The sequence below is a fragment of the Streptomyces sp. SAI-170 genome, assembly GCF_049739565.1.
GTDB lineage: Bacteria > Actinomycetota > Actinomycetes > Streptomycetales > Streptomycetaceae > Streptomyces.
This window is the reverse complement of record NZ_JBMGQD010000001.1, coordinates 1,753,952-1,771,106: the sequence shown is the minus strand read 5'-3', so window position 1 is coordinate 1,771,106 and position 17,155 is coordinate 1,753,952. Positions and strand designations below refer to the sequence as shown.

15 protein-coding genes are annotated in these 17,155 nt (G+C 70.6%); 2 read left to right on the top strand and 13 right to left on the bottom strand.

Going from position 1 to position 17,155, the window contains the following annotated elements; translation table 11 throughout:
- Positions 1-31: 31 nt before the first annotated feature.
- Complete coding sequence (locus RKD23_RS08125; protein ID WP_424853043.1) at positions 32-1,105, bottom strand: ADP-ribosylglycohydrolase family protein; 1,074 nt, start codon at positions 1,103-1,105, stop codon at positions 32-34.
- Positions 1,106-1,268: 163 nt separating this feature from the next.
- On the opposite strand from RKD23_RS08125, the gene RKD23_RS08120 reads away from it, so the two are divergent.
- Positions 1,269-2,405: a glycerate kinase gene (locus RKD23_RS08120; RefSeq protein ID WP_424858195.1), complete on the top strand. Its 1,137-nt coding sequence runs from the start codon at positions 1,269-1,271 to the stop codon at positions 2,403-2,405.
- A gap of 313 nt (positions 2,406-2,718) precedes the next feature.
- On the opposite strand, the gene pssA is transcribed toward RKD23_RS08120, so the two are convergent.
- The 9 genes from pssA to RKD23_RS08075 form a co-directional block, all read right to left on the bottom strand.
- A complete protein-coding gene (gene pssA / locus RKD23_RS08115) occupies positions 2,719-3,534 on the bottom strand; it encodes a CDP-diacylglycerol--serine O-phosphatidyltransferase (protein WP_424858194.1) in 816 nt (271 codons plus the stop codon).
- A gap of 22 nt (positions 3,535-3,556) precedes the next feature.
- A complete protein-coding gene (locus tag RKD23_RS08110; protein WP_404032414.1) occupies positions 3,557-4,213 on the bottom strand; it encodes a phosphatidylserine decarboxylase in 657 nt (218 codons plus the stop codon).
- 169 nt (positions 4,214-4,382) lie between these two features.
- A complete protein-coding gene (locus tag RKD23_RS08105; RefSeq protein WP_424853042.1) occupies positions 4,383-5,588 on the bottom strand; it encodes an acyl-CoA dehydrogenase family protein in 1,206 nt (401 codons plus the stop codon).
- Positions 5,589-5,591: 3 nt separating this feature from the next.
- Complete coding sequence (locus tag RKD23_RS08100) at positions 5,592-6,098, bottom strand: MaoC family dehydratase (protein WP_389077432.1); 507 nt, start codon at positions 6,096-6,098, stop codon at positions 5,592-5,594.
- A gap of 4 nt (positions 6,099-6,102) precedes the next feature.
- Positions 6,103-7,065: an HpcH/HpaI aldolase/citrate lyase family protein gene (locus RKD23_RS08095; protein ID WP_404032408.1), complete on the bottom strand. Its 963-nt coding sequence runs from the start codon at positions 7,063-7,065 to the stop codon at positions 6,103-6,105.
- Positions 7,062-9,110, bottom strand: coding sequence for a protein meaA (locus RKD23_RS08090; protein WP_424853041.1), 2,049 nt, complete (start codon positions 9,108-9,110; stop codon positions 7,062-7,064). Before RKD23_RS08090 ends, RKD23_RS08095 begins: the two co-directional genes overlap by 4 nt.
- A 17-nt stretch (positions 9,111-9,127) precedes the next feature.
- Positions 9,128-10,465 (bottom strand): crotonyl-CoA carboxylase/reductase, encoded by a 1,338-nt coding sequence (gene ccrA / locus RKD23_RS08085; protein ID WP_424858193.1) that lies wholly within the window; start codon positions 10,463-10,465, stop codon positions 9,128-9,130.
- A 399-nt stretch (positions 10,466-10,864) separates the two neighbouring features.
- Positions 10,865-11,674, bottom strand: coding sequence for a TetR family transcriptional regulator (locus tag RKD23_RS08080; protein WP_404032402.1), 810 nt, complete (start codon positions 11,672-11,674; stop codon positions 10,865-10,867).
- A gap of 160 nt (positions 11,675-11,834) precedes the next feature.
- Complete coding sequence (locus tag RKD23_RS08075) at positions 11,835-13,640, bottom strand: 3-hydroxyacyl-CoA dehydrogenase family protein (RefSeq protein WP_404032400.1); 1,806 nt, start codon at positions 13,638-13,640, stop codon at positions 11,835-11,837.
- A 408-nt stretch (positions 13,641-14,048) separates the two neighbouring features.
- Between RKD23_RS08075 and RKD23_RS08070 the strand changes: the two genes are divergently transcribed.
- Positions 14,049-14,633: an adenylosuccinate lyase gene (locus RKD23_RS08070; protein WP_424853040.1), complete on the top strand. Its 585-nt coding sequence runs from the start codon at positions 14,049-14,051 to the stop codon at positions 14,631-14,633.
- Here the strand turns inward: RKD23_RS08070 and RKD23_RS08065 are convergent.
- Genes RKD23_RS08065 through RKD23_RS08055 form a run of 3 tightly spaced genes read right to left on the bottom strand, consistent with a single transcriptional unit; the run spans position 14,611 to position 17,141 of the window.
- Positions 14,611-15,114: an N-acetyltransferase family protein gene (locus tag RKD23_RS08065; protein ID WP_424853039.1), complete on the bottom strand. Its 504-nt coding sequence runs from the start codon at positions 15,112-15,114 to the stop codon at positions 14,611-14,613. The genes RKD23_RS08070 and RKD23_RS08065 overlap by 23 nt on opposite strands.
- Before the next feature lie 17 nt (positions 15,115-15,131).
- Positions 15,132-15,533: a RidA family protein gene (locus tag RKD23_RS08060; protein ID WP_424853038.1), complete on the bottom strand. Its 402-nt coding sequence runs from the start codon at positions 15,531-15,533 to the stop codon at positions 15,132-15,134.
- 48 nt (positions 15,534-15,581) lie between these two features.
- On the bottom strand, positions 15,582-17,141 hold the full coding sequence (locus tag RKD23_RS08055; protein WP_424853037.1) for an alpha/beta hydrolase: 1,560 nt from the start codon (positions 17,139-17,141) through the stop codon (positions 15,582-15,584).
- Between the last annotated feature and the right edge of the window lie 14 nt (positions 17,142-17,155).

Sequence of the window (17,155 nt, the reverse complement as noted above, 5' to 3'; positions counted from 1 at the left end):
GGCGCACGGGGGCGCAGTACGGGGAGATGCGCTAGTCGCCGGTCTCCGCCAGGCGCAGGGTGCGCTCCGCCAGCTCACTGATGCGTACGCCGTCGAAGCCGAACACCGCGGTGCGTACGGTGTCCTCCAGCGGGTCCTTCCAGTGCGCGGGGATGGCCTGTGCCCCGGTGAGCACGCCCGCCACCGAGCCGGCCGTCGCGCCGTTGGAGTCGGTGTCGAGGCCGCCTCGCACGGTGAGGGCGATGGTGCGGGTGAAGTCGCCGGCGCCGTACAGGAGGCCCGCGGTGAGCACGGCCGCGTTCGGGACCGTGTGGATCCAGCCGAGCCCCGCGGTCTCCTCGGTGAGCGTGTCCAGGGTGTCCTCCCAGGACAGGCCGCTCTCGTGCAGCGAGGTCACACGGCGCACGGTCCGGGCGAGCCGGCTGCCGCCGGGGATCACGGCGAGGGCCTGGTCGACCGCGTCCCGCACGCTCGGCGCGGTGAACGCCGCGGAGATCAGGGCGGCCGCCCACATGGCGCCGTAGACGCCGTTGCCGGTGTGGGACAGCACCGCGTCCCGGCGGGCCAGCGAGGCCGCCCGGCTCGGCCGGCCCGGGCAGGTCCAGCCGTAGACGTCGGCGCGGATCAGGGCGCCGATCCATTCCTGGTACGGGTTGTCGAAGGTCGCGGTGAGCGGCGGCCGCAGGCCGTTGGCCAGGTTGCGGTAGGCCGCCCGCTCGGCGGTGAACGTCTGGAGGTACGGCAGCGACAGCAGCCACAGGTCGCCGACCTGCTCGGTGCTGAAGCCGAAGCCGTGCCGCTCCAGCAGGTGCAGGCCGAGGATCGCGTAGTCGACGTCGTCGTCGCGGCAGCTGCCGTGGATGCGGCCGCGCAGGCACTGCCGCCACTCGGGGCGCAGCGCCAGGGTGTCGGTCTCGGCGACGGGCTCGGGCAGATAGTCGGTGAGCGGGAGCGCGTCGGCCTCGCGGAGATACCGGTCGATCCGGTCGCGGGTCCACACCTCGCCCAGTTCGACCGGCTTGCCGAGCATGTTGCCCGCGATCCGGCCGAGCCAGCCCCCATGGATGCGGTCGGCGAGGTCCGGGAGGGTGCCCACAGCGGTCATGCCTGAAGGTCTACCCCGTTTGCGAGGGTGCTCGCGCGGGTTCCACCCTCTGGGAAGGGGCATGACGGCGGCCGGGCCTTGAGGTTATGGTCACAGCGGCGCGACTGCCTTGACGTGCGCAAGGCTCGGAGAGCAAGGGGATTGCAAGGTGGCTGACGCTGCACTGGAGGGCACCCACAGGGTGCTCGTGGCCGCGGACAAGTTCAAGGGGTCGCTGACGGCCGTGCAGGTCGCCGAGCGGGTGACCGCCGGGCTGCGGCGGGTCGTGCCCGGCCTGGAGGTCGAGGCGCTCCCGGTGGCCGACGGCGGCGACGGAACGGTGGCCGCGGCCGTCGCGGCCGGGTTCGAACGTCGTGTCGTACGGGTCTCAGGGCCGCTCGGCGACGAGGTGACGGCCGCGTTCGCGCTGCGCGAGGGCACCGCCGTGGTGGAGATGGCCGAGGCGAGCGGGCTGCAGCGGCTGCCGGAGGGCGTCTTCGCGCCGCTCACGGCGTCCACGTACGGCTCGGGCGAGCTGCTGAAGGCCGCGCTGGACGCGGGCGCCCGTACGATCGTGTTCGGCGTCGGCGGCAGCGCGACCACGGACGGCGGGGCCGGGATGCTGGCCGCGCTGGGCGCACGCTTCCTGGACGCGTCCGGTGAGCCGGTGCCGCCCGGCGGCGGCGGGCTCGCCTCGCTGGCCTCCGCCGATCTGTCGGGGCTGGACCCGCGGCTGACCGAGGTGGAGCTGGTGCTCGCCAGCGACGTCGACAACCCGCTGACCGGGCCGAAGGGCGCGCCCGCGGTGTACGGCCCGCAGAAGGGGGCCTCGCCGGAGGACGTGGCCACGCTGGACGCGGCCCTCGCGCACTTCGCCGAGGTGCTCGGGGCGGCGGTCGGTCCGCGGGCCGCCGAGTTCGCCGAGGCGCCCGGGGCGGGTGCCGCGGGCGGCATCGGCTACGGGGCCATGCTCGTCGGGGCGCGGTTCCGGCCCGGCATCGAGGTCATGCTGGACGTGCTGGGGTTCGCGCCGGCGCTGGAGCGGGCGACCCTCGTCATCACCGGGGAGGGCTCGCTGGACGAGCAGACCCTCCACGGCAAGGCGCCCGCGGGTGTCGCCGCCGCTGCCCGGGCCGCGGACAAGGAGGTCGTCGCGGTGTGCGGGCGCCTCGCCCTCGCCCCCGAGGTGCTGGGCCGCGCCGGTATCCGCAGGGCGTACCCCCTGACCGAGGTCGAGCCGGACGTGGCCAAGTGCATCGCGGAGGCCGGCCCGATCCTCGAAACCGTCGCCGAGTCCATCGCCCACGACTTCCTCACCTGAGCCCCCAGGGGGCTCCGCCCCCCTGGACCCCCGACCTATGCCCACCCACCGCCCACATGAGTGGGCTGAAAAGCCCGACAACGGGCGCTGCCGCAGGAGTGGGCCGAGAACGCCCGACAACGGGCGCTGTCCGCAGGAGTGGGCCGAGAACGCTCGACAACGGGCGCTGCCCGCAGGAGTGAGCCAAGCGGCCGGGCAACGGCCCGGGAGGGCGGGCGCGGTCCCGCAGGAGTCCGCCGGGCGCCCACGCGAAGGGGCCCGAGCTTGATCTCAAGCTCGGGCCCCTTCGGCGTCGTACAGCCGGTCCGCAGGACTACGGCAGCTGCGCCGCCCGTGCCTCGCGCCGGTTGTCGCGGAAGTTGTTCACCCGGCGGGCCGTGGCGAACAGCGGGATGACCGCGCCCGTGACGAGCTGCAGGGCGCAGCCGGTCTGCAGGAGGAGCTGGCCGCTGGGGGCGTCGAAGGCCCAGGCAGTCAGCAACCCCATGCTGAGGACGATCCAGGACAGCATCGCCACCGCGAGGCGGCCGCGCGGCTTGGGGTACTCCACGCGGCTCACCATCAGCCACGCCGTGCCCAGGATCGCCAGGAGCGTCGCCACGAAGGGGAGCTCGAGCAGGACGATCGAGACCACGGTCAGCGCGCCGAAGGGCGAGGGCATGCCCTGGAACATGCCGTCCTTCATCGTCACGCACGAGAATCTCGCCAGGCGCAGCACCACGGCCAGCAGGACCACGATCGCGCCGACCGCGGCCACCCGCTGGTGCGCGTCGTCCGCCACCATGCCGTAGACGAGGACGAAGTACGCCGGGGCCAGACCGAAGCTGATCAGGTCCGACAGGTTGTCCAGCTCGGCGCCCATGGGGGAGGAACGGAGCTTCCTCGCCACCAGACCGTCGAACAGGTCGAAGACCGCCGCGCAGAGCATCAGGATGACCGCCGTGGCCGCGCTGTGGCGGGCCATGCCGGTCTCCTGGCTGCCGGTGAGGTGCGGGATCAGGATGCCGGTGGTGGTGAAGTACACCGCCATGAAGCCGCACGTGGCGTTGCCCAGGGTGAGGGTGTCCGCTATCGAGAGGCGGAGCGAGAGAGGCATCTCCTCCTCGTCCGCCTCCTCGGCCTCGGGCACCCACCCGGTCTGGGTCTCCGGGTCAATCACGGTCAATGCGAGTCACCCCAGCCACGGTCTTCTGACCGACCTCGACCGCCACCTCCACGCCCTCCGGGAGGTAGATGTCGACGCGCGAGCCGAAACGGATCAGACCGATGCGGTCACCCTGCTCGACCTTCGTGCCCTCAGGGATGTAGGGGACGATGCGACGGGCCACCGCGCCGGCGATCTGGATCATCTCGATGTCGCCGAGCTCGGTGTCGAAGTGCCAGACGACCCGCTCGTTGTTCTCGCTCTCCTTGTTGAAAGCGGGAACGAAGCCGCCCGGGATGTGCTCGACCGACGTCACCGTGCCCGCGAGGGGGGCGCGGTTGACGTGGACGTTGAGCGGGCTCATGAAGATCGCGACACGGGTCCGCCCGTCCTTCCACGGCATGATGCTCTGCACCACACCGTCGGCGGGGGAGATGACCCGGCCCGTAGCGATCTCGCGCTCGGGGTCGCGGAAGAACCACAGCATGCCCGCCGCGAGAGCGGTGGCGGGCACGGCGACGGCCTTGGCGGCACCGGAGCGGCGCGCCCGGACCAGGCTGAGTGCTGCGGTGGCGACGGTCGGGAGAAGCCACGGCGATGCTCCGCGCGCGAGGCGTACGCCGACTCGGCTGTCGCGTGGTGCAGAGGTTTGGCTGTGGGGCATGGATGACCTTCGTAGCGGATGATGCCGCGCATGAGGGGGGACGGCGGCTTTCCGGCGATCGTAGCGGTTAAGAGCCGCAACTGGGTAAGCCAGGAAGCCGAGTCGGCGGCCGAAGGGTAATGACGGGGTGTGATCTTCTTCGCGAAGAAAACACCCCGTATCCGGACAATCAGCCCTGGAATCGATACTCTTCGAGCAGCCTGCGGCCGATGATCATTTTCTGGATCTCGGCGGTACCTTCACCGATGAGCAGCATCGGGGCCTCACGGTAGAGGCGCTCGATCTCGTACTCCTTGGAGAAGCCGTAGCCGCCGTGGATCCGGAAGGCATCCTCGACGACCTCCTTGCAGTACTCGGAGGCGAGGTACTTCGCCATCCCTGCTTCGAGGTCGTTTCGTTCCCCGGAGTCCTTTTTGCGCGCTGCGTTCACCATCATCGCATGCGCGGCCTCGACCTTGGTAGCCATCTCGGCCAGCTTGAACTGGATCGCCTGGTGCTGGGCGATCGCCTTGCCGAAAGTGTGACGCTGCTGGGCGTACTGGACACCGAGCTCGAACGCACGCTGAGCGACGCCGCAGCCACGTGCCGCGACATTGACGCGGCCGACCTCGACCCCGTCCATCATTTGGTAAAAACCTCGTCCGGTGACCCCGCCGAGCACCCGATCGGCCGGAATCCGCAGGTTGTCCATGATGAGCTCGGTCGTGTCGACGCCCTTGTAGCCCATCTTGTCGATCTTGCCGGGGATCGTGAGGCCGGGACGGACCTCGCCGAAGCCCGGCTCCTTCTCCACGAGGAAGGTCGTCATCGACTTGTGCGGGGCCGTGCCCTCGGGGTGTCCTTCGTCACTTCGGACCAGGACGGCCACCAGAGACGAGGTGCCGCCGTTCGTCAGCCACATCTTCTGGCCGTTGAGGACGTACTCCTCGCCGTCCTTCACCGCCTTCGACGTGATGGCCGACACATCGGAGCCCAGGCCCGGCTCGGACATCGAGAAGGCGCCGCGGATGTCGCCGGCCGCCATCCGGGGCAGGAAGTGGTCCTTCTGCTCCTGCGTGCCGTGCTGCTTGAGCATGTACGCCACGATGAAGTGCGTGTTGATGATGCCGGACACCGACATCCAGCCGCGGGCGATCTCCTCCACGCACAGGGCGTAGGTGAGCAGCGACTCGCCCAGGCCCCCGTACTCCTCGGGGATCATCAGACCGAAGAGGCCGAGTTCCTTCAGGCCGTCGACGATCTGCTGCGGGTACTCGTCGCGGTGCTCCAGCTCGGTGGCGACCGGGATGATCTCCTTGTCCACGAAGTCGCGGACGGTGGCGAGGATCTCCTGCTGGACGTCCGTCAGACCCGCGGTCTGCGCAAGGCGTGCCATGGGTCAGCCCTCCTGAAGTTCCGGGCGGCCCGGCTGCTCGCCGCCGCGCTCCTTGATGTACGTCTCGGTGGGCACCATCACCTTGCGGCGGAAGACGCACACCAGCGTGCCGTCCTGCTTGTAGCCCTTGGTCTCGACGTAGACGATGCCGCGGTCGTTCTTCGACTTCGACGGCCACTTGTCGAGCACGGTCGTCTGGCCGTAGATCGTGTCGCCGTGGAAGGTCGGCGCCACGTGCCTGAGCGACTCGATCTCCAGGTTGGCGATCGCCTTGCCGGAGATGTCCGGCACGCTCATGCCCAGCAGCAGCGAGTAGATGTAGTTCCCGACGACGACGTTCTTGCCGAAGTCCGTCGTCTTCTCCGCATAGTTGGTGTCCATGTGGAGCGGGTGGTGGTTCATGGTGAGGAGACAGAACAGGTGGTCGTCGTACTCCGTGACCGTCTTTCCCGGCCAGTGCTTGTACGTCGCCCCGACCTCAAACTCCTCGTAGGTGCGTCCGAACTGCATGGCCTTACGCCTCCGGGATCTCGAACTTGCTGGTGCGCTGCATGCCGGCGGCGCGTCCCTTGCCGGAGATGACCAGGGCCATCTTGCGGCTGGCCTCGTCGATCATCTCGTCGCCGAGCATCGCGGAGCCCTTCTTGCCGCCCGCCTCGGACGTGTAGTAGTCGTACGCGTCCAGGATCAGCTCGGCGTGGTCGAAGTCCTCCTGCGACGGCGAGAAGATCTCGTTCGACGCCTCGACCTGGCCCGGGTGCAGCACCCACTTGCCGTCGAAGCCGAGCGCGGCGGCGCGCTGGGCGACCGCGCGGTAGCCCTCGACGTTGCGGATCTGGAGGTAGGGACCGTCGATCGCCTGGAGGTTGTTGGCGCGGGCGGCCATCAGGATCTTCATCAGGATGTAGTGGTAGGCGTCCGCCGGGTAGCCGGGCGGCTGCTCGCCCACGACCAGGGACTTCATGTTGATCGACGCCATGAAGTCGGCCGGGCCGAAGATGATCGTCTCGACGCGCTGGGAGGCCTGCGCGATCTCGTTGACGTTGTTCAGGCCCTGCGCGTTCTCGATCTGCGCCTCGATGCCGATCTTGCCGACCTCGAAGCCCATCGTCTTCTCGATCTGCGTCAGCAGCAGGTCGAGGGCGACGACCTGCTGGGCCGTCTGCACCTTCGGCAGCATGATGCAGTCGAGGTTCTGGCCGGCGCCCTCGACGACCGTGACGACATCGCGGTACGTCCACTCGGTCGTCCAGTCGTTCACGCGGACCACGCGCGTCTTGCCCGTCCAGTCGCCCTCGTTGAGGAACTTGACGATGGTGTGCCGCGCCTCGGGCTTGGCGAGCGGGGCGCAGGCGTCCTCCAGGTCGAGGAAGACCTGGTCGGCGGGGAGGCCCTGGGCCTTCTCCAGGAAGCGCGGGTTCGAGCCCGGTACCGCCAGGCAGGAACGCCGGGGGCGAAGGCGGTTGACCGTGGTCATGCGGGGACCTCCAGAGGGTCGAGCTTGTTCGCTTTCCGGATCTCGTCGACGATGCGGCCGATGATCCCGGTGATGTCGAAGTCCTTCGGGGTGAAGACGGCGGCCACTCCGGCTTCCTTCAGCTGGTCGGCGTCACCGTTCGGGATGATGCCACCTGCGATCACCGGTATATCTGTGGCACCGGCCACACGCAGGCGCTCCAGGACGTCCGGCACCAGCTGGGCGTGCGACCCGGACAGGATCGACAGGCCCACCGCGTGCACGTCCTCGGCGAGGGCCGCGTCCACGATCTGCTCCGGGGTGAGCCGGATGCCCTGGTAGACCACCTCGAAGCCGGCGTCACGCGCGCGCACCGCGATCTGCTCGGCGCCGTTGGAGTGCCCGTCCAGGCCCGGCTTGCCGACCAGGAAGCGCAGCTTGCCCACGCCCATCTCCTGGGCGGTCAGCTCCACCTTGCGGCGCACCTCGCTGAGCGCGGAGCCCGCCTCGGCCGGGATCGCAACAGGCGCCGAGGACACGCCTGTCGGGGCGCGGAACTCGCCGAACACCTCGCGCAGCGCCCCGGCCCACTCGCCGGTGGTGACACCGGCGCGGGCGCACTCCAGGGTGGCCTCCATGAGGTTGGCGGTGCCCTTCGCGGCCTCCTTCAGCTTCTCCAGCGCCTTGCACGGGCGCGGGTGGTTGAAGGGCGGCTGGTAGCGGGTGTCGCGCCAGTGCTGGAGCGAGGCGATGACCTTCGCCTCGACCGCCGGGTCGACCGTCTGGATCGCGGTGTCCAGGTCGGCCGTCAGCGGGTTCGGCTCGGTCGTCTCGAAGACGTTGACGCCGACGATCTTCTCCTGGCCGGACTCGATCCGCGCCCGGCGCTCGGCGTGCGAGGCGACCAGCTGCGACTTGAGGTAGCCGGACTCGACGGCGGCCATCGCGCCGCCCATCTCCTGGATCCGGTCGATCTCGGCGAGGGAGTCCTCGACGAGCTGCGCGACCTTCGCCTCGATGACCTTCGAGCCCTCGAAGATGTCCTCGTACTCCAGCAGATCGCTCTCATGGGCGAGGACCTGCTGGATGCGCAGGCTCCACTGCTGGTCCCAGGGCCGGGGGAGCCCCAGCGCCTCGTTCCAGGCCGGCAGCTGCACGGCACGCGCGCGGGCGTCCTTGGAGAGGGTGACCGCCAGCATCTCCAGCACGATCCGCTGGACGTTGTTCTCCGGCTGCGCCTCGGTCAGACCGAGGGAGTTGACCTGGACGCCGTACCGGAAGCGGCGCTGCTTGGGGTTCTCGATGCCGTACCGCTCGCGCGTGACCTGGTCCCAGATCCGCCCGAACGCCCGCATCTTGCACATCTCCTCGACGAAGCGGACACCCGCGTTCACGAAGAAGGAGATACGGGCCACGACGTCCCCGAACTTCTCGGCGGGGACCTGCCCTGAGTCGCGTACGGCATCGAGAACCGCGATCGCGGTGGACATCGCGTACGCGATCTCCTGGACCGGCGTGGCGCCCGCCTCCTGCAGGTGGTAGCTGCAGATGTTGATCGGGTTCCACTTCGGGATGTGGGAGACCGTGTACGCGATCATGTCCGTCGTCAGCCGGAGTGAGGGCCCCGGCGGGAAGACGTGAGTACCCCGCGACAGGTACTCCTTGACGATGTCGTTCTGGGTCGTGCCCTGGAGCTTGGTGATGTCCGCGCCCTGCTCCTCGGCGACGACCTGGTAGAGCGCCAGCAGCCACATGGCGGTGGCGTTGATCGTCATCGAGGTGTTCATCTGCTCCAGGGGGATGTCCTGGAACAGCCGGCGCATGTCACCGAGATGGGCCACCGGCACGCCGACCCGGCCGACCTCGCCGCGGGCGAGGATGTGGTCGGAGTCGTAGCCGGTCTGGGTCGGCAGGTCGAAGGCGACCGACAGACCTGTCTGGCCCTTGGCGAGGTTGCGCCGGTACAGCTCGTTGGACGCCTCGGCCGTGGAGTGACCGGCGTACGTGCGCATGAGCCACGGCCGGTCCTTCTCCCGCTGTCCTTCGGCGGGCTGACGCTCAGTCATCTATGACCCCGGGTGTCTCAGATGTTGCGGAAGCGGTTGATGGCGTCGAGGTGCTGGGCGCGCATCTCCTGGTCGCGGACGCCGAGGCCTTCCTCGGGGGCGAGGCAGAGGACGCCGACCTTGCCCTGGTGGAGGTTGCGGTGCACGTCGTACGCGGCCTGGCCGGTCTCTTCCAGGGAGTACGTCTTGGACAGGGTGGGGTGGATCTTGCCCTTGGCGATGAGGCGGTTGGCCTCCCAGGCCTCGCGGTAGTTCGCGAAGTGGGAGCCGATGATCCGCTTCAGGGACATCCACAGGTAGCGGTTGTCGTACTCGTGCATGTAGCCGGAGGTGGAGGCGCAGGTGGTGATGGTGCCGCCCTTGCGGGTGACGTAGACGGACGCGCCGAAGGTCTCGCGGCCGGGGTGCTCGAAGACGATGTCGATGTCCTCGCCGCCGGTGAGCTCACGGATGCGCTTGCCGAAGCGCTTCCACTCCTTGGGGTCCTGGGTGTGCTCGTCCTTCCAGAACTTGTAGCCCTCGGCGTTGCGGTCGATGATCGCCTCGGCGCCCATGGAGCGGCAGATGTCGGCCTTCTGGTCGCTGGAGACGACGCAGATGGGGTTGGCGCCGCCGGCGAGGGCGAACTGGGTGGCGTACGAGCCGAGTCCGCCGCTGGCGCCCCAGATCAGGACGTTGTCGCCCTGCTTCATGCCGGCGCCGTTGCGGGAGACGAGCTGGCGGTAGGCGGTGGAGTTGACCAGGCCCGGGGCGGCGGCCTCCTCCCAGCTGAGGTGGCCGGGCTTGGGCATCAGCTGGTTGGACTTGACCAGCGCGATCTCCGCCAGGCCGCCGAAGTTCGTCTCGAAGCCCCAGATGCGCTGCTCGGGGTCGAGCATGGTGTCGTTGTGGCCGTCGGAGGACTCCAGCTCGACGGACAGACAGTGCGCGACGACCTCGTCACCGGGCTGCCAGGCGTTCACGCCGGGGCCGGTGCGCAGGACGACGCCCGCGAGGTCGGAACCGATGATGTGGTACGGCAGGTCGTGCCGCTTGGCCAGCTCGTTCGTGCGGCCGTAACGCTCCAGGAACCCGAAGGTGGACAGCGGCTCGAAGATCGAGGTCCACACCGAGTTGTAGTTGACCGAGGAGGCCATCACGGCCACCAGGGCCTCACCCGGACCGAGTTCGGGCAGGGGCACCTCGTCGAGGTGCAGCGACTTGCGCGGGTCCTTGTCGCGGGTCGCGAGGCCCGCGAACATCTCCGTCTCGTCCTTGTGCACGGTGACCGCGCGGTACGAGTCGGGGAGCGGCATGTTGGCGAAATCGGCCGAGGTGGAGTCGGGCGACTGGATCGCGGCCAGGATGTCCTTCACGGTCACGGTGTTGCCTCCGGCGGTGAGCGCCCTGAGGGAGGGGCGCCGATGGTTACGTCGGTGCTGCTGAGGGTGGGTTCTTGCCAGGTGCCGTCGGTTCGGCGTGTGGTGCTGTTCGGCAGCGCTTTGTGGCGCGGGAGGTTGCCTGTGACGCAGGCGTCCGGGCGGGTCGGGCCTGTGGCGGCTCGCTGGGACAGCTGCCCGGACGTCTTCAACGTATGACACCGCGTGTCAGGTGACAAGGCACTGAGTGCCAGATGTTGGTCTCAGATGAAATCTTTACGTGACAAATGAGCGATGATCGATCGAACGCCCTGGTGAGGGGCCCGCAAAAGGGCCCCTGACATGCCAAAACGGCCACCCGTGGGGGTGGCCGTCGTCACAGCTGAGAGGTAGGTCTCAGCGCTCCTTGAGCGCCTGCTCGATGGTGCGCATCACCTCGTCCAGCGGGGCGTCGGTGCGGGCGACCGTGACCAGGACCTCGCCCTGGGTGGAGGTCGTCGCCGCGGCCGGCGGGGGCGGGGTGGTGCGCCCCGCCATGATCCCCGAGCCGAACGTCTTGCGGACGATCGCGAAGGCGTGGTCGAGCTGTGCCTCCACGTCGCCCTGGCCGCCGGCCCTGAGCCAGCGGCGCAGCACGTGGTTGTGGGCGGTCACCACGGCGGAGGCGGCGACCTCCGCGAGCAGCGGGTCGTCGTTGGCGTCGTCGTCGTGCGCGTGCTCGTCGAAGTGGCCGAGGAGGTAGCGGGTGAAGAGGCGCTCGTAGCGGGCCACCGACGCGATCTCCGCCTCGCGCAGGGTGGGCACCTCGCGCGTGAGCTTGTAGCGGGCGACCGAGATCTCCGGCCGGGCCGCGTACATCCGCATGACCTCCTTGATCCCACGGCACACCGTGTCGAGCGGGTGCTCATGGGCGGGGGCGGCGTTGAGCACGGCCTCCGCGCGGATCAGGGTGTCGTCGTGGTCCGGGAAGATCGCCTCTTCCTTGGAGCGGAAGTGGCGGAAGAAGGTGCGACGGGCGACGCCGGCCGCGGCCGCGATCTCGTCGACGGTGGTCGCCTCGTACCCCTTGGTCGCGAACAGCTCCATCGCCGCGGCCGCCAGTTCCCGGCGCATCTTGAGCCGCTGGGCCGCCGCGCGGGAACCCGCGGCGCTTTCCGGCGCGTCGGGTGTGGCGGGAGTACGTGAGGACTTGGCGGGCTGGGACATGACCCGAACGTACTGCATGTGCGCAGCTCGGTGCGCATGCACGGGGTCTCCCCCGCCCTCCACGGGCGGGGGAGGGGCGGACCGGTCGGGCTGACCGGCACCGGCCGGATCCAGCAGCCCGCCCCAGTCCTCCCCGGGCCGCAGCCGGTCGCCGACCCGGTCAGCGCCGGGCATATTCGCGGAAACCGCGGCCCGTCTTGCGGCCGAGGCAGCCCGCCGCCACCAGGTGCTCCAGCAGCGGCGCGGGGGCGAGACCGGGCTCGCGGAACTCCCGGTGCAGCACCTGCTCGATCGCCAGGGAGACGTCCAGGCCGACCACGTCCAGCAGCTCGAACGGGCCCATCGGGTAGCCGCCGCCCAGCTTCATCGCCGCGTCGATGTCGTCCAGGGAGGCGTAGTGCTCCTGGACCATCTTGATCGCGTTGTTCAGGTACGGGAACAGCAGGGCGTTCACGATGAATCCGGCCCGGTCGCCGCAGTCGACGGCGTGCTTGCGGATCTTCGCGCACACCGCGCGGACCGTGTCGTGGACGTCGTCCTCGGTCAGTACGGTGCGCACGACCTCGACCAGCTTCATGGCCGGGGCCGGGTTGAAGAAGTGCATGCCGATCACGTCCTGCGGACGCGAGGTCGCGCGGGCGCAGGCGACGACCGGCAGCGAGGACGTGGTGGTCGCCAGGATCGCGCCGGGCTTGCACACCTTGTCCAGCGTCGCGAACAGCTGCCGCTTGATCTCCAGGTCCTCCGCGACCGCCTCGACGGCCAGGTCGACCTCGGCGAACGCGTCGTAGGAGCCGGCCGGGGTGATCCGCTCCAGGGTCTCGGCGGCCGCCTCGGCGGTCATCCGGCCCTTGTCGACCGAGCGGGCCAGCGACTTGCCGATCCGGGCCTTGGCCGTCTCGGCCTTCTCGGCGCTGCGGGCGGCCAGCACGACCGTGTAGCCCGCCTTGGCGAAGACCTCGGCGATACCGGAGGCCATGGTGCCCGAGCCCGCGACACCGACCGAGGAGACCGGACGGCCCCCGGCGAGGTTGCCGCCCTGAAGCGGGGTCAGCGTGTCCCGGACGACCGTCGCGCTGCCCGGCGCCTCGTAGGTGTAGAAGCCGCGGCCCGCCTTACGGCCCGTCAGTCCGGCCTCGCTGAGCTGCTTGAGGATCGGAGCGGGGGCGTGCAGCCGGTCGCCGGACTCGGCGTACATGGCCTCCAGGACGGTGCGCGCGGTGTCGATGCCGATCAGGTCGAGCAGCGCGAGCGGGCCCATCGGCAGGCCGCAGCCCAGCCGCATCGCGGCGTCGATGTCCTCGCGGGAGGCGTACTTCGCCTCGTACATCGAGGCCGCCTGGTTGAGGTAGCCGAACAGCAGGCCGTCGGCGACGAACCCGGGCCGGTCGCCGACCGCGACGGGCTCCTTGCCCAGGTCCAGGGCGAGGTCGGTGACGGCGGCGACGGCGGCCGGGGCGGTCAGCACCGAGGAGACCACCTCGACCAGCTTCATCGCGGGCGCCGGGTTGAAGAAGTGCAGACCCAGGACCCGCTCGGGCCGCGCGGAGTCGGCGGCCAGCCGCGTCACGGACAGCGCGTTGGTGCCGGTCGCCAGGATGGTCTCGGGGCGCACGACGCCGTCCAGCTCGCGGAAGATCTGGTGCTTGACCTCGTACGACTCCGGCGCCACCTCGATGACCAGGTCGGCGTCGGCCGCGGCCCGCAGATCGGTGGAGGTGCGCAGCCGGGCGAGGGTCTTCGCGCGCTCCTCCTCGGTGAGCCGGCCGCGCTCCACGGCGCGGGCGGTGGAGGTCTCCAGGGCGGCGACGCAGCGCGCGGCCTGGGCCTCGTCGATGTCGATGCCGACGACCTCGCGGCCGGCCCGGGCGAGGACCTCGGCGATGCCGGTGCCCATCGTGCCGAGGCCGACGACGGCGATCGTCCGGAGCGGGGACAGAGGGGTGTCGGACAGGGGAGCAGCCATCGCGGGACTCCAGAAATGAGGGTGACGACGGGAAGCGCGCCCAGGTGCGCCGACAGGCGCACCGGGTGCGTGGAGAAATGCGGGTGTGATGACCGGGCTGCGAGCGCACACGCCCGGCGCCGAGTCCACGGGCGCGCACACGCCCGGGCTGCGGCGGATCCGACCGGCCCTGTCCCGTGGCCAGGTCGCACTGCGGTACCTTCGGGCACCGAACCGACTGCTGCTCTCCCACTGCCTCGAAAGGCGGGGGAGGTGTCCCATGACGGCTGCGTCACCAAACCGTCGTGAGGAGTTCCGCGAGTGGGTGACTCGCTCGTCTGAGCTTAACCCGCGGGTAACGAGCGCGCCAGCCCCCGGAGTTTGTGATGTAGGTCCCCTTGCGCGGGCATCGCCCCTACCCTCGGCTGCATGGACGAAGCGTTGCGATCGCTCACCGAGCGCTTACGGAAGGAGTCCGGGGACACCCCGGCCTTCGCTCACCTGGCGGCGACCGACGACCCCGACGAGTTGGCCCAGGTGCTCGTCGCGCCCGGACAGCCCCTGTGGGCGCGGGAGCTGGCCGCGTTCCGGCTGGGCCTGGCCGGCGACCGGCGGGCCTTCGAGTCGCTCGTCCTGCTGCTCAACCACCGCGACCCCGAGCGCTGCGCCTCGGCCGCCCACGCCCTCGCCCGCCTCGGCGACCCGCGCACGGCCCGCGCGGCGGCCGCCCTCGCCACCAACGAACTGCGCGTCGCCTACGCGCTGCACCCGGTGCGGCTCCTGGTGGAGCTGCGGGCCCCGGAGGCGGTGCCCGCGCTCATCACCACCCTTCAGCGGCGCCTGCGCCCGCACGACCCCTACCGGCGCGTGGCCCTCGCCTGCGTGGACGGGCTCGGCGCGCTGGGCGACGCGCGCGCCAGGACCGTACTGAACGAGGCCCTCGCGCACCCGGCGCTGGCGGAGGCCGCCGTGCACGCGCTCGCGCGCCTGCCTAGGCAGCGGCGAGCTCCCTGACGTACCTGACCTCCGGCACCGGCACCCCGGCCACCTCGTACGGCTCCTCGGTGCCGTCCGCGCGGAAGCCGGCCCGCTCGTAGAAGCGCCGCGCGCGGGTGTTGTCCTTGAGCACCCACAGCAGCATCCGCGGGTGACCGGCGGCGGTGCAGCGCCGTACGGACTCGCCGAGGAGGGCCCCTCCGATGCCGTCGCCGTAGTGCGCGGGGTCGACGTAGATCGCGTACAACTCGGCGTCGGCGGTGCGTACTTCGCCGTCGCGGTACGGGCCGTGGCAGGCCCAGCCGACGACCTCGCCGGCCCGCTCGGCGACCAGGTCGAGGGCGCTGCCGTCGGCGGCGGCGAACCGGGTGCGGTGGCGGGCGGCGTCCTCGGTGACGCTGAGCCCGTCGAGATGGGACTGCGGCATCAGGCCCCGGTAGGCCCTTTGCCAGCCGCCGATGCGGATCTCCGCCACGCGGTCGCAGTCGGCGAGCGTCATCGGACGCACCCGGACGGTCATTCGGACACCACCGCGAGGGCCTCGATCTCCATCAGGAACTCCGGCCGCACCAGCCCGGCGACCTGGACGGCGGAGGCGGCCGGGAGCCGGTCGTCGGGGATGTGCGCCGCGCGGGCCTCCCGGATCGCCGCCATGTACGCCATGTCCGTGACGAAGAAGGTGAGCTTGACGACGTCGTCGAAGCCCGCTCCGGCGGCGGCGAGGCAGCGCCGGAGGTTCTCGAACACCTGACGGGCCTGCGCCTGCGGGTCGCCCGCGCCGACCAAGGTGCCGCTCTCGTCGAGCGGCAGCTGGCCGGCGACCGCCACCAGCCGCCCGGTGCCCGTCACCACATGCGTGTACTGGGCGGCGGGGGCGACGCCGTCGGGGGCGGGAATCCTCATGATCGAGTCACTCATGCGCTCATGGGATCACACGGGCGCGCAGGCCCGCCCTAGGTTGAACACTCAGCCGCGGAAGCCCAGCAGCCCGTGCAGGGTCGTGCCGCGGGACGAACCGGACCTGGTGGCCAGCGGCTTCGGGGCCGGCTGGGCCGGGCAGACCGCGTCCACGTCGCCGGTGCCGCGCGGCACCGTGCCGTCGCTGAGATAGGCGGTCAGGTGCTTGTCCAGGCAGGCGTTCCCGCTCAGCGTGATGCCGTGGTTGCCGCCGCCCTCCTCGACGACCAGGCTGGAGCCGTGCAGCATGGCGTGCACGAAGGCGCCGCCCTGGTACGGGGTGGCCGCGTCGTCGGTCGCCTGGAAGAGCAGCACCGGCGGCAGCTCGCCGTTGGCGATGTCCCTCGGCAGCCGCTGCGCGGTCGGCCAGAACGCGCACGGCGCGTTGTACCAGGCGTTGTTCCACGTCATGAAGGGCGCCTTCTCGTACGCCGCCCAGTTGTCCGCGCGCCAGGTCGCCCAGTCCCGCGGCCAGACCGCGTCCCGGCACTGCACCGAGGTGTAGACGCTGTAGCCGTTGTCCCCGGCCGCGTCGACCGCCCCGAACGTCTCGTACGCCTCCACCAGCGGGTCGGCGTTCTTGGCGTTGACATACGCGGCGAACGCCTCGGCGAGGTAGGGCCAGTAGCCGTCGTAGTAGCCGCCCGGCATGAAGGTGTCCTCCAGTTCGGAGGGGCCCACCTTCCTGCCCGCGGGCTTCTTCGCCAGCGCGGCCCGCATCGCGTACCACTTGGTCTCGACCTTTTCCGGGTCGGTGCCCAGCTTGTACGTCTTGTGGTGCCGGGCGACCCAGGCCATGAAGGCGCGGTGGCGGTCGTTGAAGGCGTGGTCCTGGGCGAGGTTGTCGTCGTACCAGACGCCGGTCGGGTCGACGATCGAGTCCAGCACGAAGCGGCGCACCTGGTGCGGATAGAGCTTGCCGTAGACCGCGCCGAGGTAGGTGCCGTACGAGTAGCCGAAGTAGTTGAGCTTCTTCGCGCCCAGCGCCTGGCGGATGCGGTCCATGTCCCGTACCGCCGAGACCGTGTCCATGTACGGCAGCACGTCCGCGTACTTCTCGGCGCAGGCGTCGGCGAAGGCCTTGGCGCGCACCAGGTTGGCCTGCTCGACGGCCGGGGTGACGGGCACCGAGTCGGGGCGTACGGGCTTGAAGTGGCCGGGCCGGCAGTTCAGCGCGGGCCTGCTCCGGCCGACGCCGCGCGGGTCGAAGCCGATCACGTCGTACTGGGCGGCCACCGACCGGGGCAGGGTCTCGGCGACGAACCCGGCGAGGGTGCGGCCGCTGCCGCCCGGGCCGCCGGGGTTGACCAGCAGAGGCCCCTGGAACTTCGTCGCGGTGTGCGGGACCCGGGTCAGCGCGAGCGTGATCTGCCGCCCCGTGGGGTTCGCGTGGTCCAGCGGCACCTTCAGGGACGCGCACTGCAGCGTCGGATAGGCGGTGGTGCCGCACTTCGTCCAGGCGGGCTTCGGGGCCGCGGCAGGGGGGCCGCTCGCCTCGGCGGGGACGGCGGTGAGCGACCCGGCCAGGACGGCGGCGGCACCGCACAGCACGGCTGCGCGTTTCTTCATGGAGGAGTCCTCCC

Coding starts and splice junctions, on each gene's coding strand:
- RKD23_RS08080 (WP_404032402.1), bottom strand. CDS start 11,674: ATGTCCCAGCCCGCCAAGTCCTCACGTACTCCCGCCACACCCGACGCG.
- RKD23_RS08110 (WP_404032414.1), bottom strand. CDS start 4,213: ATGCCCCACAGCCAAACCTCTGCACCACGCGACAGCCGAGTCGGCGTA.
- RKD23_RS08070 (WP_424853040.1), top strand. CDS start 14,049: ATGGACGAAGCGTTGCGATCGCTCACCGAGCGCTTACGGAAGGAGTCC.
- RKD23_RS08075 (WP_404032400.1), bottom strand. CDS start 13,640: ATGGCTGCTCCCCTGTCCGACACCCCTCTGTCCCCGCTCCGGACGATC.
- RKD23_RS08095 (WP_404032408.1), bottom strand. CDS start 7,065: ATGACCACGGTCAACCGCCTTCGCCCCCGGCGTTCCTGCCTGGCGGTA.
- RKD23_RS08060 (WP_424853038.1), bottom strand. CDS start 15,533: ATGAGTGACTCGATCATGAGGATTCCCGCCCCCGACGGCGTCGCCCCC.
- RKD23_RS08125 (WP_424853043.1), bottom strand. CDS start 1,105: ATGACCGCTGTGGGCACCCTCCCGGACCTCGCCGACCGCATCCATGGG.
- RKD23_RS08105 (WP_424853042.1), bottom strand. CDS start 5,588: ATGGCACGCCTTGCGCAGACCGCGGGTCTGACGGACGTCCAGCAGGAG.
- RKD23_RS08100 (WP_389077432.1), bottom strand. CDS start 6,098: ATGCAGTTCGGACGCACCTACGAGGAGTTTGAGGTCGGGGCGACGTAC.
- RKD23_RS08090 (WP_424853041.1), bottom strand. CDS start 9,110: ATGACTGAGCGTCAGCCCGCCGAAGGACAGCGGGAGAAGGACCGGCCG.
- RKD23_RS08065 (WP_424853039.1), bottom strand. CDS start 15,114: ATGACGCTCGCCGACTGCGACCGCGTGGCGGAGATCCGCATCGGCGGC.
- RKD23_RS08055 (WP_424853037.1), bottom strand. CDS start 17,141: ATGAAGAAACGCGCAGCCGTGCTGTGCGGTGCCGCCGCCGTCCTGGCC.